A 16,984-nucleotide genomic window follows, 5' to 3' on the forward strand; every position below is an offset into this window, starting at 1 on the left:
AGGATCCCCGCGGGGGCGGATTCCGTATCCCTGCCTGACCTGGAATTGCCTGGCGAATGATTGCTCTGGTCCGTATTGCCCTGAGCCGGCCCTACACGTTTGTCGTGCTCGCGCTCCTGCTCCTGATCATCGGACCGCTGGCGGCGCTGCGGACGCCGACCGACATCTTTCCGGACATCCGCATCCCCGTGATCGGCGTGGTCTGGCAGTACACCGGCCTGCCGCCCGACCAGATGTCGGGCCGCATCACCACGCCATTTCAGCGCGCGCTGACGACGACAGTCAACGACATCGAGCACATCACCGCCAACTCCTATAACGGCTTTGGCATCATCAAGATCTTCTTCCAGCCCAATGTCGACATCCGCACCGCCAACGCCCAGGTCACCGCGATCTCGCAGACGCTGATCAAGCAGATGCCGCCGGGCGCGACGCCGCCATTGATTCTGAACTACTCCGCCTCGACCGTGCCGATCATCCAGGTGGCTCTGTCGGGCGATGGCCTCACCGAGCAGAACCTCGCCGACATCGGCATCAACCAGCTCCGCACGCCGCTGGTCACCGTGCCCGGCGCGGCGATCCCATACCCCTTCGGTGGCAAGCTGCGTCAGGTCCAGATCGACCTCGACCCGACCGCGCTCCAGTCTCGCGGCCTGTCCGGACAGGACGTCGCCAACGCGCTCGCCGCGCAAAACCTGATCACGCCGGTCGGCACCCAGAAGATCGGCCAGTTCGAATACAACATCCAGCTCAACAACTCGCCGCTCAAGATCGAAGAGCTCGGCAATCTGCCGATCAGGACCGTCAACGGCGCGATGGTATATGTGCGCGATGTCGCGACCGTGCGCGACGGCAATCCGCCGCAGACCAACATCGTCCACGTCGACGGCAACCGCTCGGTGCTGATGATGGTCTTGAAGGCGGGCGCGACCTCGACGCTCGACATCATCGCCGGCATCAAGCAGAAGGTGATCGACGTCAAGGACCAGCTGCCCGACGCGCTGAAGATCGGCTTCATCGGCGACCAGTCGGTGTTCGTCCGCGGTGCGATCGAAGGCGTCGCGCTCGAAGGCGTGATCGCGGCGCTGCTCACCAGCGTCATGATCCTGCTGTTCCTCGGCAGCTGGCGCTCGACCGTCATCATCGCGGTCTCGATTCCGCTGTCCGTGCTCGGCGCCATCATCATGCTGTCGGCGATCGGAGAGACGCTCAACATCATGACGCTCGGCGGCCTGGCGCTCGCGGTCGGCATCCTCGTCGACGACGCCACCGTCACCATCGAGAACATCAACTACCATCTGGAGCAGGGCAAGCCGGTCGAGCAGTCGATCCTCGACGGCGCCAACCAGATCGTGACGCCGGCCTTCGTCTCGCTGCTCTGCATCTGCATCGTGTTCGTGCCGATGTTCTTCCTCTCCGGCGTCGCCCGCTTCCTGTTCGTGCCGATGGCCGAAGCGGTGATGTTCGCGATGATCTGGTCGTTCATCCTGTCGCGCACCCTGGTGCCGACCATGGCGAACTACCTGTTGCAGGCGCATGTCCATCACGAGGGCGGACCGCCGAAGTCACGCAATCCTTTCGTCTGGTTCCAGCGCGGCTTCGAGGCGCGGTTCGAGCGCATCCGCGGCGGCTATCATGACTTTCTCGGCCTCGCACTGGCCCATCGCGCGGTGTTCGTGATCGGCTTCCTCTGCGTGGTCGGCGCGTCCTTCGCGCTGGTGCCGTTCCTCGGGCGCAACTTCTTCCCCGCGGTCGATGCCGGCAACATCCTGATGCATGTCCGCACCCAGGTCGGCACCCGCGTCGAGGAGACTGCCAACCAGCTCGCCGACGTGCAGAAGGCGATCCGCAAGCTGATCCCGGGCGAGATCGAGACGCTGACCGACAACATCGGCATGCCGATCTCCGGCATCAACATGACCTACAACAACACGGGTGTAATCGGCCCGCAGGACGGCGACATCCAGATCAAGCTGAAGGAAGGCCACAAGCCGACCGAAGAGCATGTGCGCGTGCTGCGCGAGCAGCTGCCGCGGCTGTTCCCGGGCGTCAGCTTCGCCTTCCTGCCGGCCGACATCGTCAGCCAGATCCTGAACTTCGGCGCGCCGGCGCCGATCGACCTGCAGGTTCGCGGCGCCAATATCAGTGCCAATTTCGCTTATGCCAACAATCTGCTGGCCAAGGTCCGCAGGATTCCCGGCGTTGCCGATGCGCGCATCCAGCAATCGCCGAACAATCCGACCTTCAACATCGATGTCGACCGCACTCGCGCGCAATTTGTCGGTCTGACCGAGCGCGACGTCACCAACAGCCTCGTGGTCAATCTCGCCGGCTCCTCGCAGGTCGCGCCGACCTACTTCCTCAATCCGGACAACGGCGTGTCCTACTCGATCGTGATGCAGACGCCGCAATACCAGATCGACTCGCTCAGCGCGCTCCAGACGCTGCCGATCACCGCGGCCGGCAATGCGCAGTCGCCGATCCTCGGCGGCATCGCCGACATCAAGCGCTCGACGTCGAGCGCGGTGGTCTCGCAATACGACATCCAGTCGATGGTGCAGATCTTCGCCACGACCTCGGGGCGCGATCTCGGCGCGGTCGCGACCGACATCCGCAAGCTGATCGCCGATACCGCCAAGGAGGTGCCGAAGGGCTCCTCCGTCGTGCTGCTCGGCCAGGTGCAGACCATGAACAGCGCCTTCACCGGCCTGCTGTTCGGCCTGCTCGGGGCGGTCGTGCTGATCTATTTCCTGATCGTCGTGAACTTCCAGTCCTGGTCCGATCCCTTCGTGATCATCACGGCGCTGCCGGCCGCGCTCGCCGGCATCGTCTGGATGCTGTTCGCGACCGAGACGACGCTGTCGGTACCGGCGCTGACCGGCGCCATCATGTGCATGGGCGTCGCCACCGCCAACAGCGTGCTCGTGATCTCGTTTGCTCGCGAGCGCTACGAGGAACTCGGTGACCCCGTCGCCGCTGCCCTCGAAGCGGGATTCGTCCGGTTCCGCCCGGTGCTGATGACCGCGCTCGCCATGATCATCGGCATGGCGCCGATGGCGCTGGGGCTCGGCGAGGGCGGCGAGCAGAATGCACCGCTCGGCCGGGCCGTGATCGGCGGCCTGATCTTTGCAACCTTCGCCACGCTGATGTTTGTTCCCGTGGTGTTCAGTATGGTACACAAGAAGCAAGGCGCCAAGGCCGCCGCCCCCTCGGAGACCCCGCATGTCACCCACTGAATCCCGCTCCCCGGTGTCGCGCCGGAAACTGGGCATTTTCGGCGTGGTGGTGCTGATTGCGGCTGGCTTCGTCGTGGGCACCGGCATCCGGGCCCGCGAGGAGCAGGGCTCCAAGCTGAAGGAATGGACCGACGATCAGGCGGTTCCCAGCGTCGCGGTCACGCTGCCCAACGCCAGGGCTCTTAACGCCAACCTCGACCTGCCGGGCCGGTTGGAGGCCTATTACCGTGCCCCGATCTTCGCCCGCGTATCCGGTTATTTGAAGAGCTGGAGCGCCGATATCGGCGCCCGCGTCAAGGCGGGTCAGGTGATCGCCGAGATCGAGGCGCCCGACCTCGATCAGCAGCTCTTGCAGGCCCGCGCCGATCTCGCCAGCCAGCAGGCCAGCGCCCGGCTGTCGGAGGCAACGCTCAACCGCCGCAAGACGCTGGTCGCCTCCAATTTCGTCTCCGCGCAGGAGATCGACGAGCGTACCGCCGATCTCTCCAACAAGAACGCCGCCGTGCATTCGGGGCAGGCCAATGTCGAGCGGCTGGAAGCGCTGGCCGGCTACAAGAAGATCACGGTGCCGTTCGACGGCGTGGTCACCGCGCGCGACACTGATGTCGGCGCGCTGATCAATGCCGGCGGCGGCTCGGGCCCGGCGATGTTCGTGGTCTCCGATATCACCAAGCTGCGCGTCTACGTCAACGTGCCCCAGAACTACGTGCCGGCGATCAAGATCGGCGCCAAGGCCACCCTCGTGATGCCGGAATATCCGAACCGGACCTTCCAGGCGACGGTGGAGGCCTCCTCGCAGGCCGTCGACGTTGCCTCCGGCACCACGCGCATGCAGCTTGGGCTCGACAATTCCAGCGGCGAGCTGATGCCCGGCGGCTATGCCAGCGTGAAGCTGAGCCTCCAGCGCGATTCCACCCCGCTCAGTATCCCGGCAAGCGCCCTGATCTTCAACGGCAACGGCTTGCGCGTCGCGACCGTCGGCGCAGACGACAAGGTCTTGTTCAAGCCGGTGACGATCGCGCGCGACCTTGGCCGCGAGATCGAGCTCGCCTCGGGCATTGCTCCCGACGACCGCATCATCACCGCCCCGCCGGACGGCCTGTCCGACGGCGACCCGGTCCGCGTGACCGGCGCCAAGGGCAAGCCGGCCACGGCGTCGGAGAAGCAGGCGCCGAAGGGGTAGGGCTGTCTTGTAGGGTTGGGCAAAGCGAAGCGTGCCCATCACTCTATGCGATCCCGAAAATCATGGTGGGCACGGCGCAAGTGCGCCTTTTGCCCACCTACGAGCGCTACGCCACCCGCCACTCCGGAACGCCATCGGCGGCCATCGCGATCTCTCCGAGCGAGCCGACCGGCGTGCGGTCCATATTGAGCAGATGCGCCAGCGTCGCCGTGTCGCTCGCCGGAATCCGCGCCAGCGTGCGCCGGTCGTCTTCGGTGCGCAGCATCACCACGCCGTGCTCGACATCGCCACCACGGCCGTAGAGCACCGTAAAGCTCTCGACCTTACCCTTGCCGCCGGCGTCCGTGACGAACTCCGGCACCGCGCGCTTGTTGCGGTCGGCGTCCGCCTGCACGCTCGTCTCCTGCGCCAGCGCCTGACGCGGCGGCATCTTTGAAACCACCAGCGCGTGATGCTTGGTAACGAAGCCGCCCTGGCCGTAGAGCAGGCCAAGCCTTGCGCCGTCGCGCAGGCGCCGCACCATCGCGCAGGCCGCATGCGTCATGTAGGTGTTGAGCGGCGCACCGAAGAAGGTGAGGCCGCCGGTCACGGTCGGCTGCACGTCGGCGGATAGGCCCAGTGTCCGACGCGCCATCTTGGGCACGCACGGGAAGCAGCTGTACAACTCGATCGCGTCGAACGCCTTGCCGTCGCCGCCGGCAAGGTCCATCGCAGCCTTCAAGACGGCGTTCTGCGGATGGCTCTCGAAAAACTGGTCGCGCAGCAGATAGTCGCGCGGCTCTTCCGCCGAGGCGCCGCCGAGCGGGTAGACGAGCTTGTCCTCGGCAATGCCGGCCGCGCGGGCCTTGGCGAGGCTGGTCAGCAGCAGCGCACCGCCCATGTTGACGCTTGGGTTGGCCACCATCAGCTTGTTGTAGGGCCACGCGATCAGGCGGTTGTCCGCGGTCGGCGTCGTGATCTCGTCAGGCGCATAGCGCCGCTTCAGCCAGGCATTGGGATTTTGCGCGGCGGCTTCCGAATAGCGCGACCACAGCGTTCCCGATTCCGCCATCGCTTCGCGCGGCGTCTGGCCCCAGTGCGCGGAGGAGGCCGCCTCATAGAAGGGATAGACGGTGACGGGGCGGAACACGCCGAGCGTCACGGCCAGCGGTTTCTGGAACGCCGCGCCGCGCTTGGGCTCCTCGACGTCATGGGCAAACGGTGTCCATGGCAGCTTCGCGCCTGCGCGCTCCGCCTTGGTCGCGGTCGACTGCGCTTCCGCGCCGCAGATCGCGGCCACCGTGCATTCGCCGCGCGCGACGCGCTTTGCCGCCTCGTGGATGTAGCGGATCGGGCTCTCGCCGCCGACCGGGCCGTAATAGCAATGCGCAGGCGCAATGCCGAGCCGCTGCGCCAAAAGCTTCTCCGGATCGCGATAGCGCCAGCTCAGGAAGTTGACGACGTCGAGCGACTGCACCTCGCCGAGCAGCTTTGCGCCGGCATCCTGCTCGGCGCGCCGCAGCGCCTGTTCAAGCAGGTCGAGCGGCTCGAGGCCCGCGGTGATCTCCTTCGGGCGGTCGACGATCTCGCCGATGCCGACGATGACGGGGATGCGGTCTTCGGGGATATTGGTCTTGTCGGTCATGGCCTCAATTCACGATATCGGTTGTTTCGTCATTGCGAGCGAAGCGAAGCAATCCAGACTGCCTCTGCGGAAGGACTCTGGATTGCTTCGATGCGCTCGCAATGACAGAAGGGATCACTCCGCCACCAGGGCATTCATGTGCTCGACGGCCTCGGCAAAATCTTCCTTGAACTCCTGCACCACGGCACCGGCCGACCTCACGCTGTCGATCAACCCGACGCCCTGGCCGACGAAGTAACTCACGAGATCGCGCGCCCTTGCATTGCCGCTCGCCGCCGCGCGGTCGATCGAGTTGAAGGCGTCGCGGCTGATGATGCTCTGCAGCGGCATCGGCAGCGCGCCGGGACTTTCCGGCGCGCGGTCCCAGGCATCGGTCCAAACCGAGCGAAGCTGCCGCGCCGGCTTCCCGGTGCGGCCCTTCGAGCGCACCGCATCGCGCGAGGACGCCGCAATCATCTTCTCGCGAAAGATCTCCGTGGTCTCGGCTTCGACGGTCGCGAGCCACACCGAGCCGGTCCATGCACCGGCGGCGCCCATGGCCATGCAGGCCGCCATCTGCCGACCCGTCATGATGCCGCCGGCGGCCAGCACCGGCACGTCGCGGATCGGCTTGATCGCCTTGATCACCTCCGGCACCAGCACCAAGGTCGAGACCTCGCCGCAATGGCCGCCGGCCTCGGTGCCCTGCACGACGAGGATATCGACACCGGCTGCAACCTGGCGCAGCGCGTGCTCCTTGGCGCCGACGAGCGCGGCAACCGGCACGCCATGCGTCTTGCCCATCTCGATCATCGCCTTCGGCGGTACGCCCAGCGCAGTGGCGATCAAACGGATCGGATGGTTGAAAGAGACCTCCAGGAGTTGCAGCGCCGTCTTCGCATCGAATGGCTGCGGCTGGTTGTCGGCCACGTTGGTTGCGGTCAGCTCGATGTCGTACTTCTTAAGGAGGCCTCGCGTGTAGTCGCGGTGCTCCTGCGGCACGCGCGCCTCCAGGCTCTTCCACGTGACGTCCTTCTCGCCTGCGGTCGAGATGTTTTCGGGGATCAGCACGTCGACGCCGTAGGGCTTTCCGTCGACGTGCTCGTCGATCCATTTCAACTCGCGCTCAAGCGTATCGGGCGTGTGCACGGTCGCGCCGAGCACACCAAAGCCGCCGGCGCGGCTGACGGCGGCGACGACATCGCGGCAATGGCTGAAGGCGAGCAGCGGGAACTCGATGCCCAGCATGTCGCAGATTGGCGATTTCATCGTTCTCTCCCGGCGGCCTCGCGTTCTTGTTGCTTGCGCTGGCGAAGCAAAGGCGACGCTAGCCTATCGCCGCTCGCGATGCCATTCCGGATTCGGCCGAGCATCTTGCGTGTAGACGCCGCGCGGTACGCTGGCCGTTCCGCCGCGCAAAATAAGCAGGGCAGCAGGCGCCGATAAGCCTCTTGCGCTTTCGCCGACCTGAGAGAATGCTGGTGCCAACAACAGAAAACAACAAGGGAGCGCCAGCCGATGTCGTCAGCGCAAGCGAGTCCGGTCCAGGCCACGGAAGCCTATGACGTGGTCGTCGTCGGCGCGGGTTTCGCCGGCATGTACATGTTGCACCGCTTGCGCGGTCTTGGCTTCTCGGTGCGTGTCTACGAGCGGGGCGGCGGCGTCGGCGGCACCTGGTACTGGAACCGCTATCCCGGCGCGCGCTGCGATGTCGAGAGCATGCAATATTCCTACTCGTTCTCGGACGAGCTGCAGCAGGAATGGGACTGGAGCGAACGCTACGCGCCGCAGCCCGAGATCCTGAAATACGCCAATCACGTCGCCGACCGTTTTGATCTGCGCCGCGACATCCAGTTCGACACCGGCGTCGAACGCGCGGTGTTCGACGAGCATGCGAGGCGATGGGCGGTGACGACAGCCGACGGCAAAACGGTTCAGGCGCAATTCGTCGTGCTCGCGACCGGGTGCCTCTCGAATGCGCGCAAGCCGGACATCGAGGGTCTCGAGACCTTCAAGGGCGCTGTCTATCACACCGGCAGCTGGCCGCACGGAGGCGTTGACTTCACCGGCTTGCGCGTCGGCCTGATCGGCACGGGATCATCGGGGATTCAGTCCGCACCAATCATCGCCGAGCAGGCCAGGCACCTCACGGTGTTTCAGCGCACGGCCAATTTCTCGATTCCTGCCCGCAATGCCGCGCTGACCGACGAGGAGCGCACCACGTTCCGCGACAACTATCCGCAGATCCGCCGCTTCGCCCGTGAAGTCGCGCGCAACGGCATTTTCGCCGAGCAGCCGGACTGCGGGGCGCTCGACGACAGCGACGATGCCAGGCTCCGGAAGTACGAGGCCCGCTGGGAGCGCGGCGGACTCACCTTCATGTATGTCTACAACAATCTCGGCCTCGACCGCGCAGCGAACGACACCGCGGCGAATTTCGTCCGCGGCAAGATCGCCGAGATCGTGAAGGCCCCCGAAACGGCAAAGCTGCTGCAGCCGGATAGCCATCCGATCGGCACCAAGCGCATCTGCATCGATACCGGCTATTTCGCGACCTTCAACCGGCCGAATGTCTCGCTGGTCGACATCAAGGCCAATCCGATCCAGGAGATCACGGCGAACGCGGTCCGTGTCGCGGAGGAGGACCACGAGGTCGACGCACTCGTGCTCGCGACCGGCTTCGACGCCATGACCGGATCCGTCGCGAAGATCGACATTCGCGGCCGTGGCGGGCAGGCGCTGAACCAGAAATGGGCGGAAGGCCCGAAGACCTATCTTGGGCTGATGAGCGCCGGCTTTCCAAATCTCTTTATCATCACCGGGCCCGGCAGCCCCTCGGTGCTCTCCAACATGATCGTGTCGATCGAGCAGCATGTCGACTGGATCGCCGATGGCCTCGTCCACATGCGCAAGCAGGGCCTTGCCACGATGGAGGCGGGCAGGGATGCCGAGGAGAAATGGGTGACCCATGTCAACGAGGTCGCCCATGGCACGCTCTATCCGCAGGCCAATTCCTGGTACATGGGCGCCAACATCCCGGGCAAGCCGCGCATCTTCATGCCCTATATCGGCGGAGTCGGGGTCTACCGGCGGATCTGCGACGAGGTCGCGGCGAAGGGCTATGAGGGATTCGTGATGGAGCGGGCGGAGCAGCCGCGCAGGGTGGTGACGGGTTAGGCCAGATGCATGACGCCGGCCTGAGGCCCGCGCCGGACGCAGAGCCGGCAGGACTTGTCATCGGCCAATCGCGGGCTAATTAATGCAGGCGCATCTTTCCGCCGGAGCCCATCGCATGACCGACACCCCTTACGTGCCGCCCAAGGTCTGGACCTGGAACAAGGAGAACGGCGGGCAGTTCGCCAGCATCAACCGCCCGATCGCCGGCCCCACCCATGACAAGGAGCTGCCGGTCGGCAAGCACCCCTTCCAGCTCTATTCGCTGGCGACGCCGAACGGGGTCAAGGTCACCGTGATGCTGGAGGAGCTGCTGGCGCTCGGGCACAAGGGCGCCGAATACGACGCTTGGCTGATCAGGATAGGCAATGGCGACCAGTTCGGCAGCGGCTTCGTCGACATCAATCCCAACTCCAAGATTCCGGCGCTGATGGACCGCTCCGGCCCTGAGCCGATCAGGATATTCGAGTCCGGCTCGATCCTGCTCTACCTCGCCGAGAAGTTCGGCGCCTTCCTGCCCAAGGACATCAAGACCCGCACCGAGGCGATGTCCTGGCTGTTCTGGCAGATGGGCAGCGCGCCCTATCTCGGCGGCGGCTTCGGCCATTTCTACGCCTATGCGCCGACCAAGATCGAATACGCCATCGACCGTTTCGCGATGGAGACCAAACGCCAGCTCGACGTGCTCGACCGGCGCCTCGCCGACAACGAATATCTCGCCGGCAGCGAGTATAGCATCGCCGACATCGCAGTGTGGCCCTGGTACGGCGCGCTCGCCAAGGGGCTGGTCTATGGCGCCGGCGAATTCCTGTCCGTGCAGAACTACAAGCACGTGCAGCGCTGGACCGACCAGATCGCCAAGCGCCCGGCCGTCAAGCGCGGCCGCATGGTCAACCGCGTCTCCGGCGATCCCGCCAGCCAGCTCCACGAGCGGCACGATGCGTCCGATTTCGAGACCAAGACGCAGGACAAGATCGCGCCCGCGATGTAGGGCGGTGCCGCTTCATCTCGCCCCGCTTGCGGGGCGAGGGAGCGCGCCTTCGCCGCGACGCGCCTACTTCCCCTTCGCGCCTTCGGCCGCCGGAAACACCACGCGATCATCCGTGCGGCAGTAGCGGTCGGCGAACATGCGGCCGATCGGGTGATAGCGGTCCATGTGCACCCGCATCGCCTTGTCGTCCCACAGCTCGTCGCGGATGTGGAAGTGGATGCCTTCGCCCATGATCAGGCGGCGATCGTCGTTGACGTCGATCATCTTCCAGAGCTTGCACTCCATCGCCCAGGGCGTGTCGGCGAGCCGCGGCACCGCGATCTTGCTCGAGGGCGCGAGCTTGAGCCCGAGATAGTCGGGCTCGCCGATGTCGGGCGGAAAATCGCCGCTGCTCTCGTGCATGGCCTTCGCCAGCGGTTCGTCGGCGATATTGACCACGAACTCACCGGTGCGCTGGATGTTGAGGAAGGTGTCCTTGTCCTGTCCGTTCGGCTTACGGTTCGCCGCGAACATGCACAGCGGCGGATCCTCGCAAAACGCGTTGAAGAAGCTGAAGGGGGCGGCGTTGACCACGCCGGTCGGCCCGACCGTGGTTACCCACGCGATCGGCCGCGGCAGGATGAAGGACGTCAGCACCTTGTAGCGCTCGCGTGGCGTCAGATCGCTGGCGGCGTAATCCATGGTGGCTCCGTGGAGGTGAAACTTCGTAGGGTGGGCAAAGCGAAGCGTGCCCACCACTTCTTGCGATCTCGCGATGGTGGGCACGGCGCGCGAAGAGCGCGCCTTGCCCACCCTACGCCTCTTCCCGAGCGGGAAGAGGCGAGACCTCACGCCATGCTGAGCTCGTGGCGTCCCACCACCATCCAGTGCACCTCGTCCGGACCATCCGCGAAGCGCAGATGGCGTACGTCCTGGTACATCTCCGCGAGCGGGGTCCAGTGCGAGATGCCGGTGGCGCCGTGCATCTGGATCGACTGGTCGATGATCTTGCAGGCGCGCTCCGGCACCATGGCCTTGACCATGGACACCCAGACGCGGGCCTCCTTGTTGCCGAGCACGTCCATCGCCTTGGCGGCCTTCAGCACCATCAGCCGCATCGCCTCGATCTCGCAGCGCGCTTGCGCGATGATCTGCATGTTGCCGCCGAGATGGGCGATCTTCTTGCCGAAAGCTTCGCGGGTCAGGCCACGCTGCACCATCAGATCGAGCGCTTTCTCCGCTTTGCCGATGGTGCGCATGCAGTGATGGATGCGGCCCGGGCCGAGGCGGAGCTGCGAGATCTCGAAACCGCGGCCTTCGCCCAGCAGAATGTTCTCCTTGGGCACGCGCACATTGTTGAAACGCATGTGCATGTGGCCGCGCGGGGCGTGGTCCTGGCCGAACACGTACATGGGCCCGAGCACCTCGACGCCGGGCGTGTCGCGCGGCACCAGGATCTGTGACTGCTGCTTGCTCGGCGCCGCGTCCGGATTGGTCTTCACCATCACGATGAGGATCTTGCAACGGGGATCGCCGACGCCGGAGATGTAATACTTCTCGCCGTTGATGACCCATTCGTCGCCGACGAGCTTTGCCGTGGTCGAGATGTTCTTGGCGTCGGAAGAGGCGACGTTCGGCTCGGTCATGACATAGGCCGAGCGGATCTCGCCGTTCATCAACGGCTTCAGCCACTTCTCCTTCTGCTCCTTGGTGCCGACGCGCTCCAGCACCTCCATGTTGCCGGTGTCCGGCGCCGAGCAGTTCATGGTCTCGGAGGCCAGCGGGCTCTTGCCGAGCTCGGAGGCGATATAGGCGTAGTCGAGGTTCTTCAGGCCCTGGCCGGTCTCGTCATCGGGCAGGAAGAAGTTCCAGAGGCCTTCCTGCTTGGCTTTGTTCTTGGCCTTTTCCAGCACCTCGAGCTGCTTGGGCGTGAAGCTCCAGCGGTCTTCCTTGGCCTCGCCGGCCTTGGCGAACTCGATCGACATCGGCTCGACGGTTTCGCGGATGAACTTCCTGACGTGATCGTAGAGCGGCCGGACCTGGTCCGACATGCGGAGGTCGTTGAGCTCGTCGCCGGGGTTGAGGGTGTAATTGGTAGTGCGGGGAATATAGGTGTGTTTTGTCATTGTTCCTCCCGGGTCGCTGAGATCGTGCTGGACGACAGAATAGTCGCAGCGCGGCAAAAGTGCGAGCGTGCATTTCCCCGCGCGGGCCATGCCACGCGATGGAATTTCGCGAGAGCGTTTGAAATGTTGTTTGAACGCCGTCGCGTCGTGCGTCAGCTCGCCATCCGGTGCATCGCGCAGATCTTGTTGCCGTCAAGGTCGCGCAAGTAGGCGATATAGAGCTTGTTCCCCGCGCCCTCGCGGATGCCGGGCGGATTCTCAATCGGCGTTCCGCCAGCAGCGACGCCGGCGGCGTGCCACTTGTCGACCTGCTCCGGCGAGTTGCAGGCAAAGCCGATGGTGCCGCCATTCGCGCATGTCGCCGCTTCGCCGTTGATCGGCTTCGTCACCGAGAACACGCCGGTCTTGGTGATGTAGAAGATGCGATGGCCGTCGACCCTGGCCGGCCGCACCTCGAGCGTGCCGAGCAGCGTGTCATAGAACGTCTTGGCCTTGTCGAGGTCGTTGGTGCCGATCATGATATGGGAAAACATTTGCCCGTCCCCTTTTGCGCTTACGAAATCAGACATCGTAGGGTGGGCAAAGCGCAGCGTGCCCACCACCACAATTGCTTATGGTGGGCACGCCGCAAGCGCGGCTTTGCCCACCCTACGAATTCAAAACGCCGTATAGCCACCGTCGATAACGAACGTATCCGCGGTGTGATACGATGACGCCTTGCTCATCAGATATACGGCAATGCCGCCGAAATCGCTGGGCTCGCCGAAGCGCCGCACCGGAATGCGCGGCATCACGTTGGCGACAAACTTTTCGTTGGCCATGATGCCTGATGTCATGTCGCTCTTGATCCAGCCGGGCAGGATCGCATTCGCGGTGACGCCGTGGCGTGCCAGTTCGACGCCGAGCGCGCGCACCAGCGCGTTGATCGCGGCCTTGGTCGCCGCATAGTGCTCGTTGCGCGCGGTGCCGAAGATCGAGGCCAGGCTCGATGTCGCAACCAGCCGGCCGAAGGGATCGCCCGCATTGGCGCGCTCGGTCATGTGCCTCGCGGCCGCCTGGAAGGCGTGGAACACGCCGTCGAGATTGGTCGCGAACATGGTGCGCCATTCTTCCTCGGTGCGCTCGATGAAGGAACGCCGGCCGCCGCCGCCGATGCCGGCATTGGCAAAGCAGCCGTCGACCCGGCCGAAAGTGTCGAGCGTGGCCTTCATTGCGGCATTGACCGAGGCCGGATCGGTGACGTCGCAGACGCGGGTATCGACCTTGCCGGAGAGGCCTGCCATGCTCGCGGCAGCAGCCTTGTTCTTGTCAGCATTGCGGCCCCAGATCGAGACGTTGCAACCCTGGCCGGCTAGCGCCTGCGCGATGCCGAGCCCGATGCCGCCATTGCCACCGGTGATCACGGCGACACGGCCAGTGAGGTCGAAAAGGTCCATGGCGCGTGTCCTGCTTTTGGTATGCGTCGCATCAGCCGCTGCGCGCAAGATTGCTTGCTATGCTCCGATCACCATGGACAAGACCGCGCCAAAAATCAAATATGCGCCCTGGCAAAAGCAATTCCGGTCTGCGAAACGTCGCTGGCCGCAACTGACGAGGAAACCATGCAGTTCAAACACGTCACGCTCGATCTCGATGGCTCGGTCGCGATCCTCAAGCTCGACCATCAGGAGGTGATGAACGCGGTCTCCGTGGACATGCTCGGCGGTCTCGCGCAAGCGCTCGACGCGATCGAGGAGAGGAAGGACGAGGTGCGCTGCGTCGTGCTGACCGGCGCGGGGCGTGCGTTCTGTACCGGCGCGAACCTCCAGGGCCGCAACGACCAGTCGAAGAAGACCAAGGCCGGCTTGACGCTCGAGACCGGTTTCCACCCCTTCCTGCGCCGCATCCGCAATCTGCACTGCCCGATCGTGACCGCCGTCAACGGGCCGGCCGCGGGCGCTGGCATGAGCTTCGCGCTGCTCGGCGACATGATCCTGTGCGCGCGATCCTCCTACTTTCTGCAGGCGTTCCGCCGCATCGGCCTTGTGCCGGATTGCGGCTCGACCTGGCTGCTGCCGCGGCTCGTCGGCCGGGCGCGCTCGATCGAATTGTCGCTGATGGGCGAAAGGCTGCCGGCCGAGAAGGCGCTGGAATGGGGTCTCGTCAACCGCGTCTATGACGACGGCGTGCTGATGGAGGAGGCGATGAAGCTTGCACGCGAGCTCGCCAGCGGGCCGACGGTCGCGCTGTCGCTGATCCGCAAGCTCTACTGGGACAGCCCGGAAAATTCCTTCGAGGACCAGCTCAATCTCGAATTCCAGTGCCAGCTTCGTGCCGGCGACACGCAGGACTTTCGCGAAGGCGTCGGCGCGTTCCTGGAGAAGCGCCCGGCGCAGTTCAAGGGCAAATGATCGAGACGCAACTCTCCCGCAGCGTCGCGCGCTGGTGCCCGGGCGCGACGGGCGTTACCGGAGCTGCAAGACTGTCCGGTGGCGCGAGCCAGGAAACCTGGCGCTTCGATATCGTGCACCCCGATGGGCCGATCGGCGCGATCCTGCGCCGCTCGCCGAAAGGCTATGGCGCGGCGCCGACGCGCGCGGCAGGGCTTCGGGCCGAAGCGCGGCTGATGCAGCTCGCTTATGAAGCGGGCCTGCCGTCACCGCGGGTGATGCATGTTCTGGTGCCCGAGGACGATCTCGGCACCGGCTTTATCATGCAGCGGGTCGAGGGCGAGACCATCGCGCGCAAGATCCTGCGCGACGACGAGTTCGCTGCGGCGCGGCCGCTTCTCGCGCGGCAGATCGGCGGCGTGCTAGCGGGGCTGCACGGGCTGCCGCAGGACAAGCTGCCCGAGCTGCGGCACATGTCGGCGGCGAAGGAGATCGACGAGTTCGAACGCGACTACCGCAGCCTGAACTGGCCAAAGCCGGTGTTCGAGCTGGCGCTGCGCTGGCTGCGCGGCCACGATCCGGGTCCCGCCGCCGAGACGACGCTGGTGCACGGCGATTTCCGCAACGGCAATCTCATCATCGGCGCCGACGGCGTCCGCGCGGTGCTCGATTGGGAGCTCGCCCATCTCGGCGACCCCATGGAGGATCTCGGCTGGGTCTGCGTCAACTCCTGGCGTTTTGGTGAGATCGACAAGCCCGTCGGCGGCTTTGGTTCGCGCGAGGAATTGTTCACGGGCTATGAAGCCGCGGGCCGCAAATGCGACCCTGCGCGTGTAAAGTTCTGGGAAGTGATGGGCACGCTGCGCTGGGGCATCATGTGCGGCGGCATGATGCAGCGGTTTCGCGAGGGCCCGGACCATTCCATGGAGCGCGCCATGATCGGCCGCCGCGCCAGCGAGACCGAGATCGATCTGTTGCGGCTGCTCGCGCCGCGAGGGAGTTGACCATGCAGGACGAACCGACCCCGATCGAGCTGACCAGGACGGTCGCTGATTTCTTGCGCAATGACATCGCGCCGCTGGTCTCTGGCCACCAGGCCTTCAAGCTGCGCGTGGCCATCAACATCCTTGATCTCGTGACACGGCACCTGACGCTGGAGCAGGGGAGCGATGCGAAAGAGCTGGAGCGACTGCGTGCTCTGCTGGGTGGTGATGGTTCGGTCACCGATCTCAACCGCGCGCTGGCCGAACGCATCGCCAAGGGCGAGGTAGATCTCGCAACGACCGGTCTCGCCGAGCATCTCTGGCAGACCACGATGGACAAGCTTGCCGTGGATCAGCCGAACTACGCATCGTACAAGCGCGAACTGTCGCGAGACGGCTAAGCGTTCCCACTGTCTCCGTCATTGCGAGCGCAGCGAAGCAATCCAGAGTCGCTCCGCGGAGACAGTCTGGATTGTTTCGCTGCGCTCGCAATGACGAGGGGAGGGACCTCCTACTTCCCCACCCATTTCGGCGGCCGCTTCTCGGAAAATGCCTTCGGGCCCTCGATGTAGTCCTGCGACGCCACCATCGCCTTCACGGCCGGATAGTCCCGCTGCTCTTCAATTGCCTGCTCGAGCGACACACCGAGCCCCTTCTGAATGGTCTGCTTCGAAGCCCGGATCGACATCGGCGAGTTCTTGGTGATCATCTCCGCCCAGCGCAGTGCGCCCGCCAGCGCCTCGCCCTGCGGCACCACCTCGTTGACAAAGCCGAGCTCGTGGCCCTCTTTGGCGCTGACATGGCGCGCGGTGAGGATCATGCCCATGGCGCGCTTGAGCCCGATCTGGCGCGGCAGCCGGTGCAGGCCGCCGGCGAGCGCGGCCAGCCCGACGCGCGGCTCCGGCAGCGCGAAGGTCGCATTCTCCGAGGCAATGATCAGGTCGCAGGCCAGCGCGATCTCGAAGCCGCCGCCCATCGCCACACCGTTGACCGCGGCGATGATCGGCTTGTCGCAGTCGAAGCGCGCTGTGAGGCCGGCGAAGCCGCCCTTGTCCCAGCCGCGCTTTCCGCCCGCCGCCTGCCATTTCAGATCGTTGCCGGCGCAGAATGCCTTGTCGCCGGCGCCGGTGACGATCGCGACCCACTGCTCGGGATCGGCCGAGAAGTCGTCGAAGACCCTTTGGAGCTCGAAATGCGCGTCGGTGTGCAGCGCGTTGTAGACCTCGGGCCGCGACAGCGTGACGATCGTGATTGGCCCCTTGCGTTCCACTTTGGAAAATTTCAGCTCCATCGCTCGCTCCCGCATTTTCTCGTGAAGGAATATTGGCGGCATACTACCG

The 16,984-nt window shown here is 65.1% G+C and carries 14 protein-coding genes; 7 read left to right on the forward strand and 7 right to left on the reverse strand.

Going from position 1 to position 16,984, the window contains the following annotated elements; genetic code table 11:
• Positions 1 to 56 precede the first annotated feature (56 nt).
• On the forward strand, positions 57 to 3,236 hold the full coding sequence (locus JQ572_RS09710; protein WP_211382783.1) for an efflux RND transporter permease subunit: 3,180 nt from the start codon (positions 57 to 59) through the stop codon (positions 3,234 to 3,236).
• Positions 3,223 to 4,419 carry an efflux RND transporter periplasmic adaptor subunit gene (locus tag JQ572_RS09715; RefSeq protein ID WP_211382784.1) on the forward strand — a complete coding sequence of 399 codons (1,197 nt, stop codon included), beginning with the start codon at positions 3,223 to 3,225 and terminating at the stop codon, positions 4,417 to 4,419. Before JQ572_RS09710 ends, JQ572_RS09715 begins: the two co-directional genes overlap by 14 nt.
• A gap of 106 nt (positions 4,420 to 4,525) precedes the next feature.
• On the opposite strand, the gene JQ572_RS09720 is transcribed toward JQ572_RS09715, so the two are convergent.
• On the reverse strand, positions 4,526 to 6,043 hold the full coding sequence (locus tag JQ572_RS09720; RefSeq protein WP_211382785.1) for an acetyl-CoA acetyltransferase: 1,518 nt from the start codon (positions 6,041 to 6,043) through the stop codon (positions 4,526 to 4,528).
• Between the two features lie 114 nt (positions 6,044 to 6,157).
• A complete protein-coding gene (locus tag JQ572_RS09725) occupies positions 6,158 to 7,291 on the reverse strand; it encodes a nitronate monooxygenase (protein WP_211382786.1) in 1,134 nt (377 codons plus the stop codon).
• A 249-nt stretch (positions 7,292 to 7,540) separates the two neighbouring features.
• On the opposite strand from JQ572_RS09725, the gene JQ572_RS09730 reads away from it, so the two are divergent.
• Complete coding sequence (locus JQ572_RS09730) at positions 7,541 to 9,199, forward strand: flavin-containing monooxygenase (protein WP_211382787.1); 1,659 nt, start codon at positions 7,541 to 7,543, stop codon at positions 9,197 to 9,199.
• Between the two features lie 115 nt (positions 9,200 to 9,314).
• Positions 9,315 to 10,187: a glutathione-dependent disulfide-bond oxidoreductase gene (gene yghU, locus JQ572_RS09735; protein ID WP_211382788.1), complete on the forward strand. Its 873-nt coding sequence runs from the start codon at positions 9,315 to 9,317 to the stop codon at positions 10,185 to 10,187.
• A 63-nt stretch (positions 10,188 to 10,250) separates the two neighbouring features.
• Here yghU and JQ572_RS09740 read toward each other — a convergent pair whose 3' ends face one another.
• The 4 genes from JQ572_RS09740 to JQ572_RS09755 form a co-directional block, all read right to left on the reverse strand.
• Positions 10,251 to 10,868, reverse strand: coding sequence for a flavin reductase family protein (locus JQ572_RS09740; RefSeq protein WP_211382789.1), 618 nt, complete (start codon positions 10,866 to 10,868; stop codon positions 10,251 to 10,253).
• Between the two features lie 146 nt (positions 10,869 to 11,014).
• Complete coding sequence (locus tag JQ572_RS09745; protein WP_211382790.1) at positions 11,015 to 12,292, reverse strand: acyl-CoA dehydrogenase family protein; 1,278 nt, start codon at positions 12,290 to 12,292, stop codon at positions 11,015 to 11,017.
• 152 nt (positions 12,293 to 12,444) lie between these two features.
• Positions 12,445 to 12,825: a VOC family protein gene (locus JQ572_RS09750; protein ID WP_211382791.1), complete on the reverse strand. Its 381-nt coding sequence runs from the start codon at positions 12,823 to 12,825 to the stop codon at positions 12,445 to 12,447.
• A 123-nt stretch (positions 12,826 to 12,948) separates the two neighbouring features.
• Positions 12,949 to 13,728 carry an SDR family NAD(P)-dependent oxidoreductase gene (locus JQ572_RS09755; RefSeq protein ID WP_211382792.1) on the reverse strand — a complete coding sequence of 260 codons (780 nt, stop codon included), beginning with the start codon at positions 13,726 to 13,728 and terminating at the stop codon, positions 12,949 to 12,951.
• Positions 13,729 to 13,893: 165 nt separating this feature from the next.
• Here JQ572_RS09755 and JQ572_RS09760 point away from each other — a divergent pair, with 165 nt between their 5' ends.
• From JQ572_RS09760 to JQ572_RS09770, 3 genes are read left to right on the forward strand one after another with little or no spacing between them, the layout of a single operon-like run.
• On the forward strand, positions 13,894 to 14,682 hold the full coding sequence (locus JQ572_RS09760) for an enoyl-CoA hydratase/isomerase (RefSeq protein ID WP_211382793.1): 789 nt from the start codon (positions 13,894 to 13,896) through the stop codon (positions 14,680 to 14,682).
• Positions 14,679 to 15,665: a phosphotransferase family protein gene (locus tag JQ572_RS09765; protein WP_211382794.1), complete on the forward strand. Its 987-nt coding sequence runs from the start codon at positions 14,679 to 14,681 to the stop codon at positions 15,663 to 15,665. Before JQ572_RS09760 ends, JQ572_RS09765 begins: the two co-directional genes overlap by 4 nt.
• 2 nt (positions 15,666 to 15,667) lie before the next feature.
• The gene (locus JQ572_RS09770; protein ID WP_211382795.1) at positions 15,668 to 16,045 is read left to right on the forward strand and encodes a DUF6285 domain-containing protein; all 378 of its coding nucleotides are present in this window, start codon (positions 15,668 to 15,670) and stop codon (positions 16,043 to 16,045) included.
• Between the two features lie 110 nt (positions 16,046 to 16,155).
• Here the strand turns inward: JQ572_RS09770 and JQ572_RS09775 are convergent, their stop codons facing one another.
• A complete protein-coding gene (locus JQ572_RS09775) occupies positions 16,156 to 16,935 on the reverse strand; it encodes an enoyl-CoA hydratase-related protein (RefSeq protein WP_211382796.1) in 780 nt (259 codons plus the stop codon).
• Between the last annotated feature and the right edge of the window lie 49 nt (positions 16,936 to 16,984).

The sequence above is a fragment of the Bradyrhizobium sp. SZCCT0153 genome, from assembly GCF_018129995.1.
In the GTDB taxonomy this organism is placed as follows: Bacteria; Pseudomonadota; Alphaproteobacteria; order Rhizobiales; family Xanthobacteraceae; genus Bradyrhizobium; species Bradyrhizobium japonicum_G.

Excerpts from the sequence above, each read along its gene's own strand:
- JQ572_RS09740 (WP_211382789.1), bottom strand. The coding sequence starts at position 10,868 with ATGGATTACGCCGCCAGCGATCTGACGCCACGCGAGCGCTACAAGGTG.
- JQ572_RS09730 (WP_211382787.1), top strand. The coding sequence starts at position 7,541 with ATGTCGTCAGCGCAAGCGAGTCCGGTCCAGGCCACGGAAGCCTATGAC.
- JQ572_RS09770 (WP_211382795.1), top strand. The coding sequence starts at position 15,668 with ATGCAGGACGAACCGACCCCGATCGAGCTGACCAGGACGGTCGCTGAT.
- JQ572_RS09750 (WP_211382791.1), bottom strand. The coding sequence starts at position 12,825 with ATGTTTTCCCATATCATGATCGGCACCAACGACCTCGACAAGGCCAAG.
- JQ572_RS09775 (WP_211382796.1), bottom strand. The coding sequence starts at position 16,935 with ATGGAGCTGAAATTTTCCAAAGTGGAACGCAAGGGGCCAATCACGATC.
- JQ572_RS09710 (WP_211382783.1), top strand. The coding sequence starts at position 57 with ATGATTGCTCTGGTCCGTATTGCCCTGAGCCGGCCCTACACGTTTGTC.
- JQ572_RS09720 (WP_211382785.1), bottom strand. The coding sequence starts at position 6,043 with ATGACCGACAAGACCAATATCCCCGAAGACCGCATCCCCGTCATCGTC.
- JQ572_RS09760 (WP_211382793.1), top strand. The coding sequence starts at position 13,894 with ATGCAGTTCAAACACGTCACGCTCGATCTCGATGGCTCGGTCGCGATC.
- JQ572_RS09715 (WP_211382784.1), top strand. The coding sequence starts at position 3,223 with ATGTCACCCACTGAATCCCGCTCCCCGGTGTCGCGCCGGAAACTGGGC.
- JQ572_RS09745 (WP_211382790.1), bottom strand. The coding sequence starts at position 12,292 with ATGACAAAACACACCTATATTCCCCGCACTACCAATTACACCCTCAAC.
- JQ572_RS09765 (WP_211382794.1), top strand. The coding sequence starts at position 14,679 with ATGATCGAGACGCAACTCTCCCGCAGCGTCGCGCGCTGGTGCCCGGGC.
- JQ572_RS09725 (WP_211382786.1), bottom strand. The coding sequence starts at position 7,291 with ATGAAATCGCCAATCTGCGACATGCTGGGCATCGAGTTCCCGCTGCTC.
- JQ572_RS09755 (WP_211382792.1), bottom strand. The coding sequence starts at position 13,728 with ATGGACCTTTTCGACCTCACTGGCCGTGTCGCCGTGATCACCGGTGGC.
- yghU (WP_211382788.1), top strand. The coding sequence starts at position 9,315 with ATGACCGACACCCCTTACGTGCCGCCCAAGGTCTGGACCTGGAACAAG.